A 22,926-nucleotide genomic window follows, 5' to 3' on the forward strand; every position below is an offset into this window, starting at 1 on the left:
AGCCCGTGGCCCGTGGCCCGTAGCCCGTGGCCGTGGCCCGTGGCCGTTGACCTAGACCGCGGTCCAGCACCTAGCGTCGGGCGACATGACCAGCGACCCGACCCGCGCCGTGTTCGGCGCCCACAGCACCACCGGCGACGTCCTCGCCGGAGTCGACCTCACCGGCAGGACCGCAGTCGTCACGGGCGGCTACTCCGGCCTCGGCCTTGCCACCACCCGGGCGCTCGCCCGGGCCGGGGCTCGGGTCGTCGTCCCCGCTCGGCGGCCGGAAACGGCTCAGCGGGCGCTCGCCGACGTGGCCGGGGTCGAGGTCGACCAGGTCGACCTCGCCGACCTCGCCTCCGTCCAGGCGTTCGCCGAACGGTTCCTCCGCTGTCATTCCGTCCTCGACATCCTGGTCGCCGGCGCCGGGGTGATGGCCTGCCCGGAGACCCGGGTAGGCCCCGGCTGGGAGGCGCAGTTCGCGATCAACCACCTTGGCCACCACGCGCTGACGAACCTGCTGTGGCCGGCGCTCACCGCCGCCGGAAATGCTCGGGTCGTCTCGGTCGCCTCCGGGCGCGACCCCTCGTGGCGGATCCGCTGGGACGACGTGCACTTCGAGCGCGGCTACGACAAATGGGCGGCCTACGCCCAGTCCAAGCTCGCGAACATCCTGTTCGCCCGCCACCTCGACCTGCTCGGCAGGCCGCACCGGGTGCGCGCCTTCTCCGTCAATCCGGGCTACATCCAAACCCCGTTGCAACGACACCTCGCGGTCGAGGAGATGGTCGCCGCCGGCTGGATCGACGCCGACGGAACTCCGGCGCCGGGCCTGTTCAAGACCGTCGAGCAGGGCGCGGCGACCCAGGTCTGGGCCGCCACCTCGCGTGACCTCGACGGGTACGGCGGCGACTACTGCGCGGACTGCCAGGTCACCGACGGCAGCCCGGGGGACAGCGGTGCGGCGGCCCGGCTCTGGGCACTCTCGGCCGACCTGACCGGCCTCGACCTCATCGACCGGACCTGACCGGCAGCGCGGCCTCCGGGCAACGCCAGCTTCGCGTGTGCGTGGTCGGATCACCGCCGCCGCACCCGCGGTGGCCCGTCCCGAGCTGACTCCGCGTGGTCACTGTGGATGCCCGTTCGACGGAGACCACGCTGGCGGATCATCGCGGTAGCGCCGGCCGTTGACGGGAATCTATCCACGCATGTCCATGCCAGCCTTACTTTCACGAACGTCGATGTCCCGGCCCTGGCTCGATGGGGAGCGTCGGTGCGCCGCGGACTGTTGTGGGAGGAGACTTCATGCGCGGACGCAGATGGGCGACAGTGGTGGCGGCGGTGGCACTCGCACTGGGTGGGCTGGTCGGGATCGGCGCCACGCCGGCTGCGGCGGACCCGCAGGGCGGCACGTTGCGCGGGGTCTACTACGACGGCCAGTTCTGCAACAGCTACGGCAGTGAGGGCGCCCGGACCGGGCAGTGGAGCTGGTACTACTGCGAGTACCGCCAGTACGGCCCCAGCGCCCCCGGCTTCTACTTCCTCTGGACCTTCACCTACTAGCGCCTGACCGGGCCGCGAGCGCCCGGTTCGCGTACACGTGCTGCCTGAGCGCGGACCTGGTCGTGGTTGGCCGGGTCCGCGACGTGCGTCCGCACTGTCCGCGCCGCCCCGCCGAGCGGCACCAGATGCGCGACACCGCTCGGTCGGACCCGGACCGCTGAGCCGGCAGGGATATTTTTGCGGGGCGCGCATATTTGCGTCGGACGCAAGTAGTGCTAGCGTGGTGGCATGACAGGGCTGCGGGAGCGCAAGAAGGCCGAGACGCGGGCGGCGCTCGGCTGGGCCGCGATCCACCTCACCGCGGAGCACGGCTACGACAACGTCCGCGTGGAGGACATCGCCGCGGCGGCCGGGGTGTCCCCGCGCACCTTCAACAACTACTTCTCCAGCAAGGCAGAGGCGATCGCCTCCCGCCATCTCGACCGCAGTCTGCGCACCGCCGCCGCGCTGCGCGAACGTCCCGTCGGCGAGCCGCTCTGGGCCGCGCTCACCCAGGCCGCGCTCGAGCAGTTCACCCGGGGCCCCGAGGTCGAGGCGATGCCATCGCCCGCGCACGCCCAGTGGGTGGCCGGCGTCCGCACCATGCTCGCTGAGCCCGCACTGCAGGGCGAGCGACTGCGCGCCGTCGCGATCGCCGAGGCCGAGTTGGCCGCGGCGGTCGCCGAGCGCACCGGCACCGACCTCGCCACCGACATGTACCCGAGGCTCGTCGCGGCCGCCGCCAGCGCCGCAGTCGCCGTCGCCATGCAGCACTACCTCGACAGCCCCGACCCGCCCACCCCGATCGAGCGCCTCATCACCGACGCCTTCACCCAGCTCGCCGCCGGCCTTCCGGCACCGCCTCGCTGACGCTCCGCCTCAGCTCCCGCACCGCCTGATCCACTTCCTCAGCCGCGTACCCCGCGGCGGGCCGGCCGTGTGCCGCGCCTGCCGTGGCGATGACGCACGCCCCGAAAGGATCACGATCGTGATCGATGTCATCATCGTCGGAGCCGGTCCCAACGGCCTCATGCTCGCCTGCGAACTCGCCCTCGCCGGCGTCCGCCCCGTCGTCCTCGAACGTCACGTCACGCCCACCGGCGAGCCCCGCGCCAACGGCCTCGTCGGCCAGGTCGTCCGCCTCCTCGACCGGCGCGGCCTCTACGAGCGGCTCAGCGGCGAGAGCACCCCGCCGACCCCTCAACCAGCATTCACCTTCGGCGCGTTCCCGCTTGACCTCACGATGCTCGCGGAGAACCCGCACTACGTGCTCGGCGTGCCGCAAGCCCAGCTCGAAGCCGCCCTCGCCGACCGGGCCGTCGAACTCGGCGTCGACCTGCGCCGCGGCCACGAGGTCGTCGACCTGCGCCAACGCCCCGACGCGGTCGAGGTCGGCCTTGCCGACGGTACGCGGCTCAGCTGTCGCTTCCTCGTCGGCGCCGACGGCGGACGCAGCGTGGTGCGCCGCCTCGCCGGTATCGACTTCCCCGGCGTCACGAACGACCGGTCGGTGTCCCGCACCGCCACCGTGACCGTCCCCGCGTCATTCCTCGATCCCGAGACCGGCGGTCTGCGCGTCCCCGGCTACGGCGTCGTCCCGCCGTTCCAGCACACCCGCACCGAGCGTGGCCTGATCGCCTGGGCCCCGTTCCCCGGCCGGCCGGCGATCCTGAGCGCGACGGAGTGGCCCGACGTGCCGACGAGCGACGAGACCCCGATGAGCCTCGCGGAGTTGCGCGCCAGCGTCGCCCGGGTGCTCGGCGCCGACGTTCCGCTCGACGCGCCGGACGGCCCCGGCCTGCTGCGGCGGCTGACCGCAGGCAACACCCGCATCGCCACCCGCTACCGTGCCGACCGTGTGTTGCTGGTCGGCGACGCCGCGCACGTGCACCCCGCGATCGGCGGCCCCGGCCTCAACCTGGGCCTACCGGACGCCGCCAACCTGGGATGGAAACTCGCCGCCACGGTGCGTGGCTGGGCACCGCAGGGCCTGCTCGACACGTACGAGAGTGAGCGTCGCCCCGTGGCGGAACGGGTCGTCATGTCCACCCAGGCGCAGTCGGCGCTGATCAGCCCCGGCGCGGAGATCACCGGCCTGCGGCAGCTCTTCGCCGAACTGCTGGCCAAGCCGGAGGTGACCGGGCACATCGCGGCGCTGATGTCCGGCGCGGACGTCCGCTACCCGGCCGACCCCGCTGACCCGTTGGCCGGCCGCTGCGCCCCCGACGTGGTTGTGCACGGTGACCACGGCCCGGTGCGTCTGGCCGAACTGACCCGCGCCGCCCGGCCGCTGCTGCTGGACTCCACTGGCACCTACGCCGAGGTCGCCGCGCCGTGGTGCGACCGGGTCGAGGTGGTCACCGGCCCGCTGGAGGGCACCACCGCCACCGCGTTGCTCGTACGCCCCGACTGCTTCGTCGCCTGGTCCGCCGGGGACGCCGACACGTTGCGCGTCTCGCTCACCCACCACTTCGGTCAGCCGAGATGAGCGGCCGGCGGCCCGTCGCCAGCGGCGTGGACAGCCGCGGATCCGGATCCGCGACGTAGTTCGCGCCACACCCCGTGCCGGCGCACGGCCCACCCGAGCCGCCGCACGCTCGGATGCCGCACAAACAGCACCGCCACCTGGCGGATCAGGCCGATCCGGTTGTCGCTCACCTGGTTGTCGATCGCCTGCCAGATCAGCTCGCGCACCCTGGTGTTGTTCAGTACGGCTCGCACCTCACGCCGTACCGCGGGATCCTCGGCCGCCGCGGCGATGGCGGCAGCCTGACCCGGCCGGTCCGCAAGCGGCTCCACCGCCGCCGCGACGACCGGCCGGCGTACCTCGTCCTGCTCAAGCAGCAGCAGCACGGCCTCCCGAATCTCGGTCGTGTCCAGGGCGGACCGCAGCAGGCTCACCAGGCTGCGCTCGACCTCGCGGTCATGATCCGCGACGGACAGCGTGGCCAGCAGCACCGCCACCTCGTCGAGATCGATCAGGTGGCGCAATCCGCTGTGGAACTCCGGCAGCTCCCAGGCAACCTGGAGCGCCTTGACGAGATTGCGGTTCATGAACCATCCGCTACCCGGAAGCGGCAGTCGGCGAAACCCGCGGCTGCTCCGGTGACAGCGTGTGGTGGACACTTCCTGGCATGAGTGGTTTGTCAGTGGACCAGCAGCGTCTGCAGCGGATCGTCCGGGAGTTCGGTGCCCACTGGACCAGTGCTGCCGCCGACATCGAGACCTACCTGGCGGCCCAGGTCTCCGACACAAGTCACCGAGAGGTGGTCGGACCACTGCTCGCCGCCAGCGCCGCCAGCGGTGTGGTACGGGTCGGGGATCGGGAGGTCGCGGCCTGGGGTGACCCGGACGTCCCGGAGATGGCATTCAGCGTCACCAAGTCGGTCGTGTCGGTCGTGGCTGGTCTGGCCTTCGACGACGGACTGTTGGTGCCAGACCAACCGGTGCACCAGGTCGTCGACATCCCCGAGTTCCACGGGCCGCACAACGAGCGGATCACCTGGCGTCATCTGCTGCAGCAGTCGAGCCAGTGGGAGGGTGAGTTGTGGGGCAAGCCGACGAGCGTCGACGCGCAGAGTTTCCGCGAGGGGACCGAGTCGCACGGCACGCCGCCGGGGGAGGGGTGGGCATACAACGACGTGCGGATGAACCTGCTCGCGTACGCACTGACGCTGCTGTTGCGCAGACCGCTGCCGGACGTGCTGCGCGAGCGGGTGATGGACCCGATGGGCGCCTCTGACCAGTGGTCGTGGCACGGGTACCGAACGAGCAAAGCCGACGTCGACGGCCACTCGGTCGAGGTGGTCTCCGGCGGCGCGCACTGGGGTGGGGGTCTGTTCGTCCCGGCCCGCGACCTGGCCCTGATCGGGCAACTCTTCCTCAACCAGGGGACCTGTGCGGGAACCCGACTGCTGAGCGCCGAATGGGTCACCCAGTCGTGGACCCCGTGTCCGGTCAAACCGGAATACGGCTACCTGTGGTGGCTCAACGATGAGCAGGTGCCGTGGCCCGGTGCGCCGACGACCGGCCGTAGCGCGCGCGGCAACGGCGGACGGCACCTGCTGTGGGTCGATCCGGCCCGTGAACTCGTCCTCGCCTCCCACTGGACCGAAGAACCGCTCGATCTGATCCGCGCCATTTCTCGTACCGTCACGAACCCCACCGGCTGAGTGCCGGGGTCCGGGGCCGCGACCGGATCGGTGGCTGTGGGCGAGGAAATGGATGCGCCGCGCACCACCTGGTCAGGGGCGGTTGTGGACGAACCAGGCGTCTCCGGCGGGCAGGGCGACGGCGACCTCCCACCGGCTGAGCTCAAGGTTCGGGGCGAGCGCCTTGAGTTGGCCGGCCGCGGCCCACGCCTCGTCACCCGGCGTCGGGCGACGACCCACCTGGAACTGGAGCATGGTGCCCCACGACGCGACCAGACGGGCATCCCACCGCTGCCGCCACTGCGCCAGCACCTCGGCGAGCCGCTCCTGGTCATCCGGGACGAGCGCACCGTTGAAGTCCACCCAGTACGCCGAAGCGCGGACATCCTCGGTGGGCAGCAACATGAGCAGCGTGCTGTCCGGGGTGTACCAGTAGTCGAACTGGGTCACCAACCGCACGCTGTCCAGGACCCGGGCGTGCAGGTCGGTGTCGGCGAGCAGCCGCTCGTACAGGGTCCGCCCCAGCGTGGGGACCGGGGTCGGCAGTGCCACCTCCGACACCAGCGCCGACAGGTCGACGCCGGCCGCGCCCCGGGCGTGGTAGTCGAGCTGGCCCTCGTCGACCACCTGGTCCTCGCTGTAGTGGCGGAAGCCCAGCCAGGGTTCGGAAGACCGCGCCGCCTCGACGAATGCGCGTAACTCCGCCGTCGACGGGCCCGGCTCGGGCTCGGACCGAATGCCCATCGACTCGTCGAAGTCGTCGCTTACCAACACGGGCAGGCGGCCGGTGACCGGCGCCAGCCTGTCGGCGGCCTGCCAGGCCTCCCGCAGGTGCCCGGGGTCGAGGTCGGCGACGAGGACGGTGCCGGACGGGCCGTGCCCGATCGGCAGACCGGCAAGTGGGGTATCGGCGAATGCCGCGGCGATCTGGTCGAGGTCGTTGCGCACGCCGGAAGTATCCCGGGTTGCTGGCGTCAGGGGGTGCCCCCTGGCGTCCCGCTCGGCGACCGCGAGCCAGGGGGCCTGCTCACCTCACCTGCGGCGCAGGAACACGTGCAACGCGTTGCTGCTCCCCACCGGCGTTACGTTGATCAGCTCCCACCCCTGGTGACTGAGCAGGTCGGCGGCGGCGAGCGCCTGAGCCATGGTGTCCCTGCCGACGGCGTAGACGACCACGGCAAGGTGCCGGTGCGGGTAGGCGCGTAGATCGACCTGTTGCTGGAGGACCGCCGCCGCGGTGATCACACGGTAGCGACTGACGGTTTCGAGGGTCTCCTGAGGCATGTCCCGACGATAGGGGCAACCGGCATGGTCGTCGCCCGGCCGGGACGGTGCGGGGATTGGGCCAGGCCGGAGCTCGCGGAGCGACCGACCAGGCAGGGCAGGCGTCGCGACGAGGTGACGGACCTACCGCGACACGGCGTTTCCGTCCCGGTCGGGGGTGCCCGGCCGCGAGGCCGCGGAGGAACGGTCGTCGCTTCGCACCGGCCGGGTGGGGCCCCGCCACGCGTCCAGGGCGAGAAGCGTGAGCGCGAGAAGCGTCAGCAGCCCGCCGACGAGGGCCAACGGGCGTGCCCCCGAGTTGGCCAGGAGGACACCGCCGAGCAGTGAACCGCCGGCGATGCCGGCGTTGAAGGCGGTGCTGACCCCGGCTGACGCGATGTCGGTGCTGCCCGGGGCCAGTTGCAGCATCCGGCTCTGAACGGCGGAGCCGAACGTCGCGTATGCCAGGCCGATCCCGGCGACGAACGCGACAGTACCGGGCTGGAGCGCGCCGAGCGCGTACAGGCCGAACAGCGAGGCCGTGCCGATGCTCAACGGCGTCAGCAGCGAGGCGGTCGGCCGGGTGTCGAGCGTCCGGGCCACGGCCAGCGTGCCGACGACACCGGCTGCACCGGCGGCGAACAGCAGCGGCGCCAACACCGCGTCGGCGAAGCCGCTGACGTCGAGCAGGAACGGTGTGAGGTAGGTCTGCAGGGTCATGAAGCCGCCGATGCCGAGGGCGGTCGCGACCAGCAGCAGGGTGAAGCGCCGTCCGTCCGGTGCGGTCCCCCGGGCGGCGCCGCCAGCGGCCGGGGGATAGCCGGGCAGGAAGACGAGCACCGCGGCGGCGATGACCACACCGACCCCGGCCAGCACCGCGAACGCCGCCCGCCAACCGGCCTGCTGCCCAAGCCAGGTGCCCAGGGGTACGCCGAGCACCGGGGCGAGCGCCGCCCCGGTCGCGAACAGCGCCACCACCCGGCCACGGACCGCGACCGGGAAGGGCCCGGTCACGGTCGCCGTGGCGACGGACCAGAACAGGGCCTGGGCGAGGGCGGTGGCGAGTCGGGAGCCGGCCAGCACGGTGTACGTGGACGCCAGCGCGGCGGTGGCGTTCGCGGCGGCGAACAGGAGCATCGTGCCGCCGAGCAGGTGCCGTCGGGGGATCCGCTGGGTCAGCCGGGTCAACGGCACGGACGCCAGGACGACCACCACGGCGTACCCGCTGACCAGCAGGCCCACCTCGGAGCGGGACCGGTCGAGATCGAGTGCCATGTGGGTCAGCAGGCCGACGGGCAGCAACTCGGTGGTGATGAACGCGAACGCGGCGAGGGACAGGGCGACGAGCACTGCTTTGGCCCGTCGCGGCGACACCTCCGGCGTCATGGCCCCCCCAATCATGGTCACCGTAGTCGAGGGGCGGGGGTCAGGATCGCGGCCGGAACGGGGCGAGCACGGCCCGGATCTGGTCGGCCGCACCCCAGTCGTCGTCGAACTGCGCCAGCACGGCGAGGTGCTGGCGCAGCTGGACGATCGGGAGCCGGGCCGGCCAGTCGTCGTCGAGCGAGGTCAGGTCCGCGTAGACGTCGAAGAACCGTCGCGCCTCGGGCGGGGGCGAGGTGGACCACACGTGGGCGAGGTCGACCTCGGCCCACATGTAGGACACCGCCGGGTCGATGAGCGCCGGCCGGCCGTCCGCGGTGGCCAGGATGTTCTCGGTCCACAGGTCGCCGTGCGTCAGGCACGCCGGCCGGTCCGGCAGCAGGTCGGGCAGCCGGTCACAGAGTCGCTCCAGCGCCGCCCGGTCCTCGGCGTCGAGTGCCGCCTCCACCCGGGGCTCTCCGAGCCACCGGAGCAGTCGGTGCTCCGCGAAGAATGCGTGGCCGTTGTCATGCCACGTGTTGACCTGGCGGCGGCGGCCCAGCCAGTTGTCGTGGTGCCAACCGAAACGAGGATGGGTCGTGTTCAGGTGCATGGCGGCGAGCAGGTGCGCGAGCCGTTCCCAGAAGATCTCGCTGGGCGGCCTCGGGTGCAGCACCGACAGCACGAGCAGTCCACGGTCCGCCCGGAGCACCTCGGGCGTCGGGACGCCGCCGAGTTCACGCAGTGCGGTCAACCCCTCGGCTTCGGCCACGAAGACCCCGTCGTCGGCCGGCCCGTCGGCGAAAGCCTTGACGAACACCGGCGGCCCATCCCGGCGGGTGGCGATGCCCGCTACCGCGGCAGCACCGCCGGCCACCGGTGCCACCCCGTCGACCTCGCCCATCCCGGCCGCGAGGAGGCGCTCCAGCAGGATCGTCGTCGCGCGCATCGGGACGCACTCCTCATGGTCGGCGTGCTTGATCAACCGAGTCTAGGGGGCGGCGAACCACCGCCGGTGCGGTGGTGGCGTCCGCCGCACCCCGAGCGGTCCCGCACCCCGGCCGGTAATCAGCGGATTGTCGACGCGTCGATGATCTCGGCGATCGTGTCGAACGGTTGGTGCTGACCGATCTCCTTGGCCATGATGACGGCCTGGGCGCGGTAGCCGGGGTCGCTCAGCACCGTCCGCACCGCGGCGCGCACCTCGGTGGGGCTGGGCCGGCCGGTATGCAGGTTGACACCGGTGCCGCTCCACTCGACGCGGGCCGCCACCTCCGGCTTGTCCTCGCTGGCAGCGGCGACCACAAGCGGCACCCCGTGGTACAGGGCGGTCTGCACCCCGCCGTATCCACCGTTTGTGACAAGCGCGTCGGCGTGCGGGAGCAGCCTGTCGAACGGCACGTACCCGGCCAGCCGCACGTTGTCCGGCACGTCGATCAGGGCCCGGCGGACCAGCTCGGGCCCGTCCGGGCGTGCGGTGGCGGCCACCACGAGGACGTCGAGGTCGGCGAGGGCACGCACCGTGGGGACGACCAGCTCGGTCAGATCGGTGTTGGCGACCGTCCCCTGCGTGACGACCACCACCGGCTGGTCGGCCGACAGCTCGGGCCACCACGCCGGCTCCGCGTAGGTGCGGCTGGCCGGAGGTGGAAGCGTCCCGACGAAGCGCAGGTGCTCCGGGAGGTCGGCGCGGGGGTACTCGAAGCTGGGCACTGTCAGTTGCAGGTAGTGGTCCGTGTGCCGGAACGGCACGTCGAAGAGGTAGTCGGGTATCGGCACACCCAACGAGGCGAGCGTCGCCGCACCGAAGCTCTGTAGCTCGGCGAAGAGCTGGCGCACCTCGGCGTTCATCGCTCGGTTGCGGGCGCGCGCCTCCTCGCCCGGGGTCGGCGGTAACCCGGCGCCGAACGGGGGTGTGTCCGCGCTCTGGATCAGCAGGGGCACGGAGCCCAGCGTCACGAGCGTCGGGCGCTCCCGCGGCGGCGCGGCGAGGCTGAGTACCGGTATCGACCAGAATCCGAGCTCACCCACCACCACGTCTGCGGGGAACCTCGCCAGGAGCGCCCGCAGACCCCGCACCTGCGCGGGTAGCTGGCCCAGGAAGAACGTCTCGAAGTCGAACGACAACTGGGCCGGCCCTGGTGGCAGGGTGGCCCGCAGCGGGAAGAGCGAATCCAGCCTCCGGTCGTCCAGGTCGGCTTCCGGCGGCAACGGCTGGAATCGCGCCCCGGTCCCCAGCGCGCGTGCCTCGAACCGCGACCCGGTGTAGACGACCACGTCGTGGCCCCGCCGTACCAGGTCCGCCACTACCGTGAGGACCGGGCCGACGTGCCCCTCGAAGGGGGTCGCACCGACGATCACCTTGGCCATCTGCGTCTCCTGATCTGTGCGGCCGGGCCGGCGATCAGCACGCCGGCACCAGTCGGGTACGGGTCACGACTGCCGCGTCTCTTGGTCGTCCACGAGCTGGATGATCGTCTTGCCGGGTGTGCGGCGGTCGGGGGCGAACGCGGCGGCCGTTTCGGAGAGCGGCCGTACCGCGCCGACGATGGGCTTGAGGTGCCCGTTGCGGAGGCGCTGGGCGAGATCGGTCAGCCGCGCGCGATCGGGCTCGACGACGAAGAAGATCGCTCGTCCGTTCGTCGGCTGGATGGTGGGCGGCGCGGCGATGGTGACGAGGGTGCCGCCCGGACGCACCAGTTCGGTAGAGCGATCGAGGACGTCGCCGCCGATGACATCGAGCACCACGTCCACCTCGCCGACCTGCCGCAGGTCGTCGGCGTTCAGGTCGACGAAGGTCTGCGCGCCGAGGGCGAGCACGACGGCGCGGTCGTCGGCCCGGCCGGTCCCGATCACGTGGGCGCCCACCTCGCGGGCGAGTTGGACGGCGATCGAGCCGACGCCACCCGCCGCGCCGTGGATGAGGACGCGCTGGCCAGTCGTGAGATGGGCGTGATCGAAGAGCCCCTGCCACGCGGTCAGTCCGGAGATGGGCAGCGCCGCGGCCACGGTGTGGTCGATGCCGGCCGGGAGCGGGGCGAGGTTGCGAGCCTCCACAGCGGTGTACTCGGCCAGGGAGCCGTTGCGGGCCCAGTCGGTAAGCCCGAACACCCGCTGGCCCACGGTGAGCCCGGTGGTGCCGTAGCCGAGTTCGGCCACGACACCGGACAGTTCGTGCCCGGGGATGGTGGGGGTCCGGTCCCGGCCGGCGCGATCGGACCACGTCGCCGGCCAGTCGAGTTCTCCGGGGGTGAAGCCGGCCGCGTGTACGCGCACGATGACGTCGTTCTCCGCGGCGTGCGGGTACGGCATGTCGGTAAGGGTGAGCCCGCTGACACCCACGGTTCGGTCGCTTATGGTGATCGCTCGCATGCTCGATACCTTCCTTCCAGGAATGTTCGTCGTCTCGGCTCGACAGCTCAGCTCGGCCAAGGGGATCCGACGATGCGCTCGACAGTTGTCACCCGCTGGAAGCCGGGGATGAAGTGTTCGAGGATGTCGGAGTTCACAGTGCCGTTCGTGGTGTCGGGGCGGTTCTTCAGCCCGTCGAGGTGGGCTCGTAGGAACCCGTCCTTGAAGTCACCCCGTGGGTGCACGGCGAGGATCTCGTTCAGCTGATCGTGCTGGATTCCGCTCAGGCCGAGGCCGAGCACGTCGGTCAGGACGCCGAGGTAGGTGGTCGCGATCTCCGGACCCATCCGGTCGGGGACGCCCGGCGTGGTGTGCAGCGCGATCGCCGTCCAGACGGTCTCGGTGGCGCTCGTCGAGAAACCCCGGTCCCGGAGGAACTTACGGGCGTGGTCGGCGCCATCGATCTCGAAGCGCTGCTCGACGTCGGAAAAGGGGGTCAGCAGGCCGGAATCGTGGAAGATCGCCGCCAGATAGAGCAACTCCGGGTCCGGCGTCACGCCAAGCCGCTGCGCGTGCAGCAGGCCGAAGAGATAGACGCGGCGGGAGTGGTGGTAAATGAGCGGCCTGGTCGTCTCCTGGATGTGCCTGGTCGCTTCGGCGACCGCTGCGGTCTCAGGAATCTCCAGCCCCGCGATGACCTCTGGCATGGTCGCTTGCCTTTCCGGACGGTGTCGGTAGCGGTTGACGATCGCCATGCTGCCTTCCGATCGTCGTACGCTGCCGCCTTCCGCCGGCCAGGAACCACTCATATCCGGACGGTCAGGGATCGCGGATATGCGCTCCATCACACACCATCTCGCCCGCCATTCGCCGACGATCGCGGAAGTTCGTCACCCGGCAGTCGGCACGTGAGCGGGAGCACAGGTAATGGGGTGATACCAATAAGCGGTGTCCATTCCTGCGGTCCGCCGGCCCGATGGCGGTCGCGACCGTCGGGGCTCCCATCGCGTCGCGATCCTCGTCTACGACGGGGTGACGTTGCTTGACGTCGCCGGCCCGGCGGAGGTGTTCAAGGAGGCGAACCGGTTCGGGGCGGACTACCGGATCGTGCTGCTGTCGCCGACCGGTGCGGACGTCACGTCGAGTCTCGGGATCCGGATGGCGGTCGACGGTGCCGTCTCCCCGGGGCATGCCATCGACACGCTGCTGGTGGCCGGGTCCGATCATTATCCGCGTGCGCACGTCCCCGCCGACCTGGCCGACGCCGCCCGGATACCGGCGGCCGTGGCCGGCCGGGTCGCGTCGATCTGCACCGGGGCGTTCGTCCTCGCCGCCGCCGGCATTCTCGACGGCAAGCGGGCGACCACGCACTGGCGGGTCGCGCACGAGCTCGCCGTCAGGTGTCCGACCTGCCGGGTCGAGCCCGACGCGATCTACGTTCGTGACGGCACCACGTACACCTCGGCCGGCGTGACGGCCGGCATCGACCTGGCGCTCGCGCTCGTCGAAGAGGACCACGGGCCCGACCTGACGCGGGACGTCGCCCGCGTCCTGGTGGTGTACATGCAGCGGGCGGGCGGCCAGTCCCAGTTCTCGGCGCCGTTGCAGGGGCCGCCGCCCCGGTCGCCGGCGCTGCGCCGAATCACCGACCTGGTGACGGCGGACCCCCGTGGCGACCACTCGCTCGCCGAACTCGCGAAACACCTGAACGTGAGCACCCGGCACCTCACCCGGCTCTTCCACGACGAGCTGTCCACCACACCGGCTCGCTATGTGGAGAAGATCCGATTCGACCTGGCTCGGGCGCTGCTCGACCAGGGTCACACCGCGACGCAGGCCGCGACGCTCGCCGGGTTCCCCAGCTACGAGAGCATGCGACGGGTCTTCGCCCACAAGCTGTCGATCACGCCCGCCGCCTACCAGCGGCGGTTCAGTACGGCTCGCCGCGCCCGCGAGCCGGGTGGACCGCACCGGTAGAGCCGGACCTCAGCACCGGTTGCGGGGTTGGGCGAGGAAGCGCAGATACTCCACCCGGTCGAACGGGTTCCCGTCGGTGCGGGGCCGGCACGGGGGGTCGCCGGCCACCAGGCGGTCGCCGCCGGGCGCGGACGACCACAGCCCGTCCCCGCCGGACAGGTCCGGCAGCCGCCGCTGCGCCTGCGGTTCGAGTCGCGCCGGCAGCAGCCCGCCGATCCGCCAGCCGGCGGTGCTCTCGTCGGTGCCGTCGATCTGGGCGCCGAGCTGCCCCAGGTACGACGTGACAGCGCCGAGCCGGTCGGCGGGTACCTCCGCCTCGAACCGTCGGCACGGCTCGAAGACCCGGGTGCCGGCCTCGGCGAGCGCCCGCATGAGGACGTACGGCGTCAGGTCCCGGAAGTGCCCGGCAGTGGTGATCGGCGACCAGTAGCCGCTGTGGGTGAGGGTGACCCGGATGTCGGTGACCGGCCAGCCGTGGCGACCCTGGTCGAGAGCGGCGCGGGTGGCCTCCTCGATGGCCCTGTGGAACGACAACGGCAGCGAGCCGAGTTCGACCCCCAGCCGGTAGTCCACCCCGAGGCCGGGCTCGACCCGGAACCCGACAGTGCCGAAGAAGCCGTGCCCGATGATCTCCACCGCCGTACCGGTGCCGACGGGCCGCTCGACGTGCATGAGTCGGCCCGACCCGAACTCGGCCTCGATCCCGTACGCCTCGGCCAGCGTGGCGGCCAGCACCTCGCGCTGCACCTCGCCGTAGAGCAGCACGCTCGTGCCGCCGTCCGGGGCCACCCGGGTCCGGATGAACGGATCGGTGTCCGCGATGTCCAGCAGCGCGGCGTGCAGCGCCAGCGTCCGGGCCGGATCGCGGGGGCGCACCACCGCCTCCAGGGTCGGCGGGGGGAAGTACGACCGCCCGTCGAGCCCGGCCGGGCTGCCGAGCTGGTCGCCGAGGCGTACCCCGGTCAGGCCGGCGACCCGGGCGATGTGCCCGGCGGTCAGTGCGGCCGGCGGATGGTCCCGCCCGGCCGGCGCGGCGTGGTCGGTGGCGACGCCGATCACGTCGAGTCGGGTGATCCGGGCGCGGGTCGCGGTGATCCTGCCGTCCGGCCCCCGGCGGTACGCGACGACCCGCTGGCGCGCCCCGAGCTGCCCACCGTACGACCGCAGGTACGCCACCCGCTCGCCGGCGGGGTCGCGTTCGATGGCGAAGACCCGGGCCCGCGGCTCGGGCTCGGCCGGCGGCGACGCCGGGAGCAGGGCCGCGATGGCGTCGAGCAGCTCCGGTACGCCGGCTCCGGACAGCGCCGAGCCGAACAGCAGCGGGTGGAGCTGCCCGGCCGCCACCTGGACCCGAAGCGCCCTGTCGATCCGATCCGGGTCCGGCGGCAGGTCGTTCACCAGGGCGGCCAGCAGCTCGTCGTCGTGCTCGGCGAGGGCCTCGGCGAGCTGGCCGGTGCCGCTGTGGTCGTAGCGCCGAAAGGTGGCCTCGGGAGTGCCGGGCGCGTGGACAGTGCCCAGCGGGGCGACGGCCGGGGTGAGCAGTCGGCGTACGTCCGCGACCAGCTCGTCGGCGCGGGCGCCGGTCCGGTCGATCTTGTTCACGAAGATCAGCGTGGGTAGCCGGAGCGACAGCAGGATCCGCATGATCCGCCGGCTGTGTGGTTGCACTCCCTCGACGGCCGACAGCACCAGGATCGCCGCGTCGAGCACCCCGAGCGCGCGTTCGACCTCGGCCACGAAGTCGCTGTGCCCGGGGGTGTCGAGCAGGTTGACCTGGCGGCCGGGTAACCCGAACGCGGCCACGGCGCTGCGGATGGTGATGCCCCGACGGCGCTCGATGTCGCCGCGGTCGGTCTGGGTGGTGCCCGCGTCGACGCTGCCGAGCCGGTCGATGACGCCGGTGGCGTGCAGCAGCCGTTCGGTCAGGCTGGTCTTACCGGCGTCGACATGGGCGACGATGCCGAGATTGATGGTCTGCATGGGCTGACGGGTCCTCGAAAGCTCGCGTCCGGATGGGCGGGAAGGTTTCGAGGCCGCGCATCGCCGTGCTCCCGTCGGTCGGTAGTGTCCCGTCGTGCCGCCGGACCGACTGTGGCCCGGGTCCCGGTTGGGCCCACGCTGGCACGGCCGAAGCCGGCCGGTCCACCGAATAACGCCCCGGCCGGCCGTCACCTGGTGTGATTCCACCGGCCGGGTGACGCTTGATTACATCGCTTCACGTCAATAGATTGACGGTGGGCGCCGCCGAGGTCCCGGGTGACCGGGCCGTCGGCGACTGACAGGTCCATCCCGAGCCGGGCACCGCGGTCGTACGCACCGACCAGCCGTTTGTGGCGCGTCCGCGCCGCAACCAGGGCGCGTTGGCGCGTTGCGTCCCGTTCCGGACGCGCGTCGCCGCGCCGCCACCCTCCCGCTCGATGGCAGAAGGACCTCTCATGACGATTCTCCGCGCCCGCCCCGGCCCGACCCTGGCGATAGTCGCCGCACTGGCCGCCGTGACCGCTACCGGAACGGCCCTGCTCACCAGCCCCGCCGCGGCCGCCCAGGGCTGCCGGGTCGACTACACGCCCAACCAGTGGCCCGGCGGCTTCACCGCCAGCGTGAAGGTGTCCCCGGGCGACACCGCCGTCTCCAGTTGGACAGTCACCTGGACGTACGGCGGGGACGAACGCATCACGAACGGCTGGAACGCCACCGTCAGCCAATCCGGCTCGACGGTGACCGCCCGCAACATGTCGTACAACGGCAGCATCCCGGCCGCCGGGGTCACCGAGTTCGGCGTCCAGGGCACGTACGGCTCCAGCGGCGGCGCGCCGACCGGGTTCAGCCTGAACGGCGTACCGTGCAACGGCACCGGGCCAACCCCGACCGGCGGGCCCACCACGATGGTGCCGACGACGCCGCCGCCGACCACTCCGCCGCCGACGACGCCCCCGCCCACCACGCCGCCGCCGACGACCCCGCCGCCGACGACGCCTCCCCCGACCACGCCGCCGCCGACGACCCCGCCGCCGACCGGGTGCGCCGGGGCGGTGCTCTGCGACGGCTTCGAGAACCAGAACGGCTCGACGCCATCCGGCGACTGGACCGTGGTGAACCCGGACTGCTCCGGTGCCGGCACGGCCACCATCGACACGGCCACCACGCACAGCGGCAGCCGGGCGGTCCGGATCAACGGCGCGGCCGGCTACTGCAACCACGTCTTCATCAGGTCCACCAAGAACCTGGGCAGCGTGGGCAGTGTCCGCTACGGCCGGATCTGGGTGCGGCACACCACCGCCCAGCCCACCGAGCACACCACGATGATGGCGATGACCGACGCCGCCGACGGCAACAAGGACCTGCGGATCGGCGGTCAGAACGGCGCCCTGCAGTGGAACCGCGCCTCCGACGACGCGACACTGCCCGAGCAGAGCCCGGCGGGGGTGGCGCAGAGCGTTCCGCTACCCACCAACCGGTGGGCCTGCCTGGAGTTCATGGTGGACGGCTCGGCCGGTCAGCTCCGTACCTGGCTGGACGGCAACTCCATCTCCGGGCTCACCGCGGACGGCGTACCAACGCACGACATCGACGGCCAGTGGTACAACCGGACCTGGCGGCCCCAGCTCACCGATCTCAAGCTGGGCTGGGAGAGCTACGGCGGCGGGGCCGACACCCTGTGGTACGACGACGTCGCGGTCGGGTCCAGCCGGATCGGCTGCTGAACCTCCGTCCGGTGCGGGTGTCGAGGGGGTGACCCGGTTGCCGGGTCACCCCCTCGACCCCTCGCGGGGAGTGTTCGCGGGATCGGCAGGCTTCAGGTCGCGCTGCAGCCGGCGGTGGCTCCGTTGCCGCTCCCGGTGCCCTGGAAGCCGAAACTGGTGCTCTGGCCCGCGGCCAGTCGCCCGTTGTAGCTCTGGTTCAGGACGGTGATGGTGCCGCTGGTACCACTGGCAACACCGTTCCACAGCGAGCTGACCGACGTTCCGATCGGCAGGTTGAGGGTGACCCGCCAGCCGGTGAGCGCGTTGGACCCCGCGGTTACCGTGACGTTGGCGACGAATCCGCCGTTCCACTGGTCCTGCACGGAGTAGACAGCGGTGCAGGCGCCCGGCGGTGGCGTGGTCGGGGGAGGCGTCGTGGGCGGTGGCGTGGTGGGCGGTGGCGTGGTCGGGGGAGGCGTCGTGGGCGGCGTGCCGTCGTCAAGCGTCAGGTTCTTCTGCTGGACGGTCCACTGGGTGCGGCACAGACCGCAGTTGGGGCCGACGAAGTTGGCACCCGCGGTGGTGTCGCCCTTCAGCCGCCACTTGAGGTAGAGCCCCGCCACCCGGCCGAACTCGCCGCCGTTGGTCTGGTCGTACGTGCCGCCATGCCCGACGTTCAGGTTGCCCATGAAGGCGGGCAGGCTGGCTGGCAGCTTGCCCCAGTCGTCGATGGCGTTCGGGTACGCGATGTCGCTCGGACCGCCGATGAAGTACGCGATCGGCTTGGTAAGTCTCCGGAGTTGGTAGTCGTCGGCATCGTTCAACAGGCCGCTGCTGAAGATGCCGGTCGTGGTGACGCGCGGGTCGTTGGAGACGGCGTAGGCCTCCAGACCTCCGCAGGAGAAACCCGCGACGGCGACCTTTGTCGTATCGATCTTGTTGTAGTACTTGCTGCCCTGCCGGGAGTTCTCCGCGAAGGCCCAGTCGATGGACTGGGTGAGCATCTGGGAGGTGGTGGAGCCGGATCCGTTCGGCGCTCCGTTGGCGATGGCGAGGAAGCCGTGTGAGGCGATCTCCCGGAGGAAATTGCCCTGGGAGAGACCGTTGGCCGAGCAGCCGCCGTTGCCCCAGACGAGGATCGGCAGGCGCTCGGCCGGGAGGGTCTGCGGCCGGAAGATGGTGTGGTTGGCCAGGCCGGTCGAGGTCTCGTAGTCAGCGGGATAGGGGCCGGAGCCGCCAACCGCGGCATCGGCCGGTGTCGCGCCGAGCGCCATGATCACGGATGCGATCGGGACGACGGCGGCCGTCAGTCCCACGTAGATCTTCGATCTTTTTCTCATGCACTCCTCCAACGGATGCGTTGATCACGCTCCCGGTGGTGGCGGCGGCCCGGTTCTGGTGCCCGCCCACCCGACATTGTGGTCTGTGCTGGCCGCGGGGCAGATCGAGGTGGGCGCGACGGCCACCCGAGCACGGTCCCCGTAGGCGATCCGATGGGAGCGGTATGCAGTTACTATCACCGCCGTAACGATAAGTGTCAATGTTCGACCGGATGCCCGGCCCGTCCCCACCTGCGTCAGCCCTCATGAAGTGGCGCCGTTGCCGACTTCCGGCGACGGCGCCACGTGCGATGCCACACCACCATGCTGTCCGACCTCACGGGTACCGCCACAAAACCAGACAGGGGATACAGTCGATGGTATGGCGACGGCCCTTCATCCGGATCCGCGTCCGTCCGCCTCGCGCCTGTCGGCACGACAGTGGTTACTGGTCGCCGTCGCCGGCTTGACCGGTGCCGCACTCGGGGTCCTCGCCTGTTACTCCCTGTTGAACCCCCGCTGGGGGGTGCCGCACGCGGTTACGGGCACCGTCGTAGCGGTCAACGCCGACGCCAGCGCGTTCGTGGTCCGGCCCGATGGGCGGCAACCGTCGGCGAACAAGGCCGACGACGGCGGCCACGGCTATCAACTGGGGCCGGTGGAGTGGGTCGACTACGCCGGTCAGACCCACCACGAAGGCACACCCGTCTGCCTGGCTCCGCTCTCCGAAGGGGCCAAGGTCGAGCTGATGGTGGTGGATGTGCGCGGAGGCACCGGTGGGCCGGAGGCGCTGATCAGCCGGGTCCGGTGCCTGAGCGCCCGGTGATCCACCGACCGCTGACGCCGGGCCCCGGTGCTCGCGGGCTCAACCGTCGTGGTCGATGTCCAGCTTGCCGGTGACCGGGCTCGACCGGCAGTACGACCGGCTCCCGTGGGGACGACCGACGAGGCGGTGGCGGAGCATAATCGCGGCCATGCAGCTTGCCACCGTTCGCGAAGACGTCGCTGTCATCGACGCCCTGCTCGGGGACATCGCCAACCGTCCGGTGGACCTGACAGATCCGGACTGGCAGGCGAAGCTGGCGGCCGGGGTGCCGCCTGTGGAGGAGGCTGGAGTGGCGGCCGAGGCGGAGGCGGCCCTGACCGCACTGCTGGACGCGTACGAATCCGGTGACGAGGCGGTCAGGGACGAGGTCCGGCAGATCTTCCGGGCCCACCAGGCCTTCGGCTGGGGGGTCGGCCTCACGGGTCAGTGGCCATCCGCGGCCGCCGAGTTCCGACGGCGGCTGGTCCACGTCTCGGCTCGGGACCAGTCGGAGGATCCCCGCGACGACCTCGTCCAGATCTGGGAGTTGTGCGCCACGGCGCGCGGACGCGGGGTGGACATCGAGCCCATCGTTCGTGCGGTCGCGGACATCTCGGGTGAGATCGACCATCTCGGCATGGGATCCACCCGCATCCTGATTCTGCGGGGCCTGGAACACCACTGACATCGCCACATCCTCGCCGCGCTGTCGGACCGACTGCCTAGAGTCCGCCGCATGTACTTCGTGTGCCGGTGGCGGGAGGAAACACCGCTGAGCAAGCGGGTGGTCGTCCTACCCGATGCGACAGTGCTCGACTGGTTCCGCCGGGGTTGGTGTTGTCCCGATCCGGAGGAGTGGATCGACAGCGAGCTGGGTGGTGACGTGTACGGGTTGGACTCGATCTTCGAGGAGGCCCGGAAGCGGCGCCTGCCCCCTCCGGAGTCCGTCGACCACCTGCGCGAGCTGCTGCGCGAGCACCTCTGGGTGGAGGGTGACGACGACGCCACCTTCATCCGGCTCGGCAGACACTCCCTGCGGGTGCGTACCGACGACGACGAGGTGGACCTGGCCTACTACTTCGTCGACGACGCTCTGGCCGTCGCCGCGCCCGACCGGCTCGCGTTCGCGCTGCACGACACCTGGCCACTGCCCGCCGATGCGGCAGCCGCCGATGCGATCTTCGACCACGGCGTGCCGGTCCGTACCCTGGGGATGGCCGCGTCCGGGCCCGATTCGGTCTTCTCGGTGCGGCTGTGCTGGAGCTCGCCGGACACGAGTCGCAACCTGGACCTGGCCGGAGCACTCGTCTTCCCCGGCCACACCCTGCCGGATTTCGCCGCCCACCTGCGCACCGTTGACGCCACCGACATCAGCCGCTGGCCGCACGACGCCCAGTTGTTGTGGGCGATGGTCGCGCCCGACGAGGAGGACGTGGGCGCGGCTCTGGAACGGTACGCTCGCCTGCCCGGGTATGACCCGTCACCGGCCAGCCTCGCCACCGCCGGGCACGACGCGAGCCACCGGGAGGTCCTGCGGTTGCTGACCCCGGAGCCCGCCACCGGATCGCTGATCCGATCGGGCCCGCACATCGCGCAGGTCGCCCGGTACATCGACGATTTCTTCGGGTTCGACCAGTGGTTCCTCTTCGACACCCGGTGGGCGGCGGCCCACCCTGACCTGGCCCGTTCACTGCTGCGCTACGCGGCGCACTGGGACCCGTACGACGGCTTCGCGCCGGCCTAGGGAGCGCGGCCAGGGTCGGTGACACCGTCGATCATGGGCGACGAGCGGATCAGGTCCGCCGCACGTCGGCGTGGAGGCCGTAGCGGGCCCGCGAGTCCGCCGCAGGTTCCGGCCGGCGTAGTACCTGTGCGCCGTCATGCTCCGCCGCTCAGGGCTTCCGGTGCGGTGCAGGGGCTTGCCGTCCGCCCCGGACGTGACCGGTGCTGAGGGCGTAGCCGACGGTCGTCACGCCCATCGACACTCCCCAGCCGAGGAACACCAGCAACGTGGCGGTCACCGCCCACCCGTCCCACACGTCCGACCACGACAGCTCACCGGACAGGAGGCGTCCGACGAACATCGCGCTGCTCAGCACGCCGTACACGACAAGCGTGAGCGCCACCGCCCCGGCTGGGACCACCGCCAGCAGCCGGGGGACCGGTCGACCGCCCAGGCCCGGCATCCAGCGCGGAAACTGCTGCCCCCACCGTTGCACCAGCCCGAGCACGAGCAGGCCGGCGAGCGGTGGGACGACAGTGATCGCCACCCCCGTCAGCATCGACAGGTCGTTGTCGATGTCGTTGAGTGCCTGTTCGGAGATGCCGAACGGAACGCCGAGGACCCAGAGCCCATGTGGCAGGGCCCAGCCGACCACCGGCAGGGTGACCGCCACGTACGCCCAGCGGCGCGTCCAGCGGGGCACCGGCCGGTAGCCGGGCGTCACCGGCCCGGGCCGGGGGCCGGACGCGTTCGCCAGCCCGGCGAACAGGATGCCACCGGCCAGTAGTGCGAGTCGGGCGCCGAGGTCACGCCAGTCCGAGGGGCGTCCGGTCAACGCCGCCGGGATCTCGAAGACCAGGTGCAGCGGGAACGCTGTGGCAAACAGCAGCGCCGCCGCGAGCCAGCTACCCGTGGCGGCGGTACGCCCGGGGGAGTGGACCGCGCCCACGACCACCGCCGCGAGGGCGAGGCCGACCGCCAGCGCTCCCCAGCCCGCCCAGAAGGGCAGCGTCTCGACGCGGTCGGCACCGCATCCCCCGGCCGGATCGACCAGAGCGGTCCGGTCGCAGGCGGTGTACGCCCATCGGCCACCGGCGATCCAGAACAGGCGCAGGGCTGCCTCGCCGACGAGGAAGAGGGCGGACGCCAGCGCCCACTGTCTCACCCGCTCGGCGGCTGCGGGTCGGTGCGTACGAGTGGCGCGGTCGGACATGTCGCTCCCCCACGGACGGTGCCGGTTCGGCTCACCGGACCGTTGGCCGAGGTGCGGGCCGTCGGCCTCGGAGACCAGCAGCCACCCGCCGGCAATCACGAATTGATGATCTGCGGGGTTGGAGGGCTTCTCCTCCCCGGCGCAGGGGAGTGAGCTCCCTCCGCGGAGGGGACGCCGCGGGCTCCGCTCAGCGGGCCGTGTCGGAGCAGACCTCCACGTCGTAGAGGAGCTGCACGTGGCGGCGGCCGTTGGTGATGCCGACGAAGATCGGGTCACCAGCCGGGGTGCGGCCCTGGCGCCACGCCTCCTCCCGCGCTGCTTCCCGCGACTCGTGGTGGGTCTTGCCGTCCCGGTGCAGCTGGAGAACGCGGCGGGCGGTGATCCGGTCGCTGTCAAGGTGGATTCGCAGCAGAGGCATTCGCCAACCTCCTTGCCGAGGTAACGGCCCGTCCTTGCCTATGTCCAATTAGCTTACCGGTGTTAAGTTTCCTGTCCAGTGAACTAGGGTGGCGTCATGACCAGCGCAGAGCCGGGCGGACCGCCGACCACCCCGGT

At 71.5% G+C, this 22,926-nt stretch carries 22 protein-coding genes; 10 read left to right on the forward strand and 12 right to left on the reverse strand.

The window, feature by feature from the left end:
- The first annotated feature begins 85 nt into the window (after positions 1-85).
- The 4 genes from AB0B85_RS20160 (at position 86) to AB0B85_RS20175 (ending at position 4,012) form a co-directional block, all read left to right on the forward strand.
- Complete coding sequence (locus tag AB0B85_RS20160) at positions 86-1,009, forward strand: oxidoreductase (RefSeq protein WP_357409372.1); 924 nt, start codon at positions 86-88, stop codon at positions 1,007-1,009.
- A gap of 278 nt (positions 1,010-1,287) precedes the next feature.
- A complete protein-coding gene (locus AB0B85_RS20165) occupies positions 1,288-1,545 on the forward strand; it encodes a hypothetical protein (protein WP_357409374.1) in 258 nt (85 codons plus the stop codon).
- Between the two features lie 228 nt (positions 1,546-1,773).
- Entirely contained in the window at positions 1,774-2,394 is a 621-nt protein-coding gene (locus AB0B85_RS20170) for a TetR family transcriptional regulator (protein WP_357409376.1), read from the forward strand.
- A 118-nt stretch (positions 2,395-2,512) separates the two neighbouring features.
- Entirely contained in the window at positions 2,513-4,012 is a 1,500-nt protein-coding gene (locus AB0B85_RS20175) for an FAD-dependent monooxygenase (protein ID WP_357409378.1), read from the forward strand.
- Here AB0B85_RS20175 and AB0B85_RS20180 read toward each other — a convergent pair.
- Positions 4,000-4,578 carry a hypothetical protein gene (locus tag AB0B85_RS20180; protein WP_357409381.1) on the reverse strand — a complete coding sequence of 193 codons (579 nt, stop codon included), beginning with the start codon at positions 4,576-4,578 and terminating at the stop codon, positions 4,000-4,002. The genes AB0B85_RS20175 and AB0B85_RS20180 overlap by 13 nt on opposite strands.
- 80 nt (positions 4,579-4,658) lie before the next feature.
- Between AB0B85_RS20180 and AB0B85_RS20185 the strand changes: the two genes are divergently transcribed.
- A complete protein-coding gene (locus tag AB0B85_RS20185; RefSeq protein WP_357409383.1) occupies positions 4,659-5,696 on the forward strand; it encodes a serine hydrolase in 1,038 nt (345 codons plus the stop codon).
- A 72-nt stretch (positions 5,697-5,768) separates the two neighbouring features.
- Here AB0B85_RS20185 and AB0B85_RS20190 read toward each other — a convergent pair whose 3' ends face one another.
- From AB0B85_RS20190 to AB0B85_RS20220, 7 genes are all read right to left on the reverse strand, one after another.
- Positions 5,769-6,623, reverse strand: coding sequence for a DUF4253 domain-containing protein (locus tag AB0B85_RS20190; protein WP_357409385.1), 855 nt, complete (start codon positions 6,621-6,623; stop codon positions 5,769-5,771).
- An 84-nt stretch (positions 6,624-6,707) separates the two neighbouring features.
- On the reverse strand, positions 6,708-6,959 hold the full coding sequence (locus AB0B85_RS20195; protein WP_357409387.1) for a transcriptional regulator: 252 nt from the start codon (positions 6,957-6,959) through the stop codon (positions 6,708-6,710).
- Between the two features lie 123 nt (positions 6,960-7,082).
- Positions 7,083-8,339 carry an MFS transporter gene (locus tag AB0B85_RS20200; protein WP_357409389.1) on the reverse strand — a complete coding sequence of 419 codons (1,257 nt, stop codon included), beginning with the start codon at positions 8,337-8,339 and terminating at the stop codon, positions 7,083-7,085.
- 25 nt (positions 8,340-8,364) lie between these two features.
- Entirely contained in the window at positions 8,365-9,249 is an 885-nt protein-coding gene (locus AB0B85_RS20205; RefSeq protein WP_357409391.1) for a fructosamine kinase family protein, read from the reverse strand.
- Between the two features lie 119 nt (positions 9,250-9,368).
- Positions 9,369-10,670, reverse strand: a complete 1,302-nt coding sequence (locus AB0B85_RS20210; RefSeq protein WP_357409394.1) for a nucleotide disphospho-sugar-binding domain-containing protein — start codon at positions 10,668-10,670, stop codon at positions 9,369-9,371.
- Positions 10,671-10,733: 63 nt separating this feature from the next.
- Positions 10,734-11,672 (reverse strand): NADP-dependent oxidoreductase, encoded by a 939-nt coding sequence (locus AB0B85_RS20215; protein ID WP_357409396.1) that lies wholly within the window; start codon positions 11,670-11,672, stop codon positions 10,734-10,736.
- A gap of 47 nt (positions 11,673-11,719) precedes the next feature.
- The gene (locus AB0B85_RS20220) at positions 11,720-12,358 is read right to left on the reverse strand and encodes an HD domain-containing protein (protein ID WP_357409398.1); all 639 of its coding nucleotides are present in this window, start codon (positions 12,356-12,358) and stop codon (positions 11,720-11,722) included.
- Between the two features lie 241 nt (positions 12,359-12,599).
- On the opposite strand from AB0B85_RS20220, the gene AB0B85_RS20225 reads away from it, so the two are divergent.
- Complete coding sequence (locus AB0B85_RS20225; RefSeq protein ID WP_357409400.1) at positions 12,600-13,628, forward strand: GlxA family transcriptional regulator; 1,029 nt, start codon at positions 12,600-12,602, stop codon at positions 13,626-13,628.
- Between the two features lie 9 nt (positions 13,629-13,637).
- Here AB0B85_RS20225 and AB0B85_RS20230 read toward each other — a convergent pair whose 3' ends face one another.
- Positions 13,638-15,608 (reverse strand): translation factor GTPase family protein, encoded by a 1,971-nt coding sequence (locus tag AB0B85_RS20230; protein WP_357409402.1) that lies wholly within the window; start codon positions 15,606-15,608, stop codon positions 13,638-13,640.
- Positions 15,609-16,063: 455 nt separating this feature from the next.
- Here AB0B85_RS20230 and AB0B85_RS20235 point away from each other — a divergent pair, with 455 nt between their 5' ends.
- The gene (locus tag AB0B85_RS20235) at positions 16,064-17,332 is read left to right on the forward strand and encodes a cellulose-binding domain-containing protein (RefSeq protein ID WP_357409404.1); all 1,269 of its coding nucleotides are present in this window, start codon (positions 16,064-16,066) and stop codon (positions 17,330-17,332) included.
- Between the two features lie 92 nt (positions 17,333-17,424).
- On the opposite strand, the gene AB0B85_RS20240 is transcribed toward AB0B85_RS20235, so the two are convergent.
- A complete protein-coding gene (locus tag AB0B85_RS20240) occupies positions 17,425-18,651 on the reverse strand; it encodes a cellulose binding domain-containing protein (protein ID WP_357409406.1) in 1,227 nt (408 codons plus the stop codon).
- Between the two features lie 361 nt (positions 18,652-19,012).
- Here AB0B85_RS20240 and AB0B85_RS20245 point away from each other — a divergent pair, with 361 nt between their 5' ends.
- The 3 genes from AB0B85_RS20245 (at position 19,013) to AB0B85_RS20255 (ending at position 21,179) form a co-directional block, all read left to right on the forward strand.
- On the forward strand, positions 19,013-19,456 hold the full coding sequence (locus tag AB0B85_RS20245) for a hypothetical protein (RefSeq protein WP_357409408.1): 444 nt from the start codon (positions 19,013-19,015) through the stop codon (positions 19,454-19,456).
- Positions 19,457-19,604: 148 nt separating this feature from the next.
- The gene (locus tag AB0B85_RS20250; RefSeq protein ID WP_357409409.1) at positions 19,605-20,120 is read left to right on the forward strand and encodes a hypothetical protein; all 516 of its coding nucleotides are present in this window, start codon (positions 19,605-19,607) and stop codon (positions 20,118-20,120) included.
- Positions 20,121-20,171: 51 nt separating this feature from the next.
- Positions 20,172-21,179 (forward strand): hypothetical protein, encoded by a 1,008-nt coding sequence (locus AB0B85_RS20255; RefSeq protein ID WP_357409411.1) that lies wholly within the window; start codon positions 20,172-20,174, stop codon positions 21,177-21,179.
- A 148-nt stretch (positions 21,180-21,327) separates the two neighbouring features.
- Here the strand turns inward: AB0B85_RS20255 and AB0B85_RS20260 are convergent, their stop codons facing one another.
- Positions 21,328-22,470: a hypothetical protein gene (locus AB0B85_RS20260; RefSeq protein ID WP_357409413.1), complete on the reverse strand. Its 1,143-nt coding sequence runs from the start codon at positions 22,468-22,470 to the stop codon at positions 21,328-21,330.
- An 88-nt stretch (positions 22,471-22,558) separates the two neighbouring features.
- Positions 22,559-22,789 carry a hypothetical protein gene (locus AB0B85_RS20265; protein WP_357409415.1) on the reverse strand — a complete coding sequence of 77 codons (231 nt, stop codon included), beginning with the start codon at positions 22,787-22,789 and terminating at the stop codon, positions 22,559-22,561.
- Between the last annotated feature and the right edge of the window lie 137 nt (positions 22,790-22,926).

Origin of the sequence: Micromonospora sp. NPDC049044, from assembly GCF_040649215.1 — a bacterium.
Taxonomy (GTDB): domain Bacteria; phylum Actinomycetota; class Actinomycetes; order Mycobacteriales; family Micromonosporaceae; genus Micromonospora.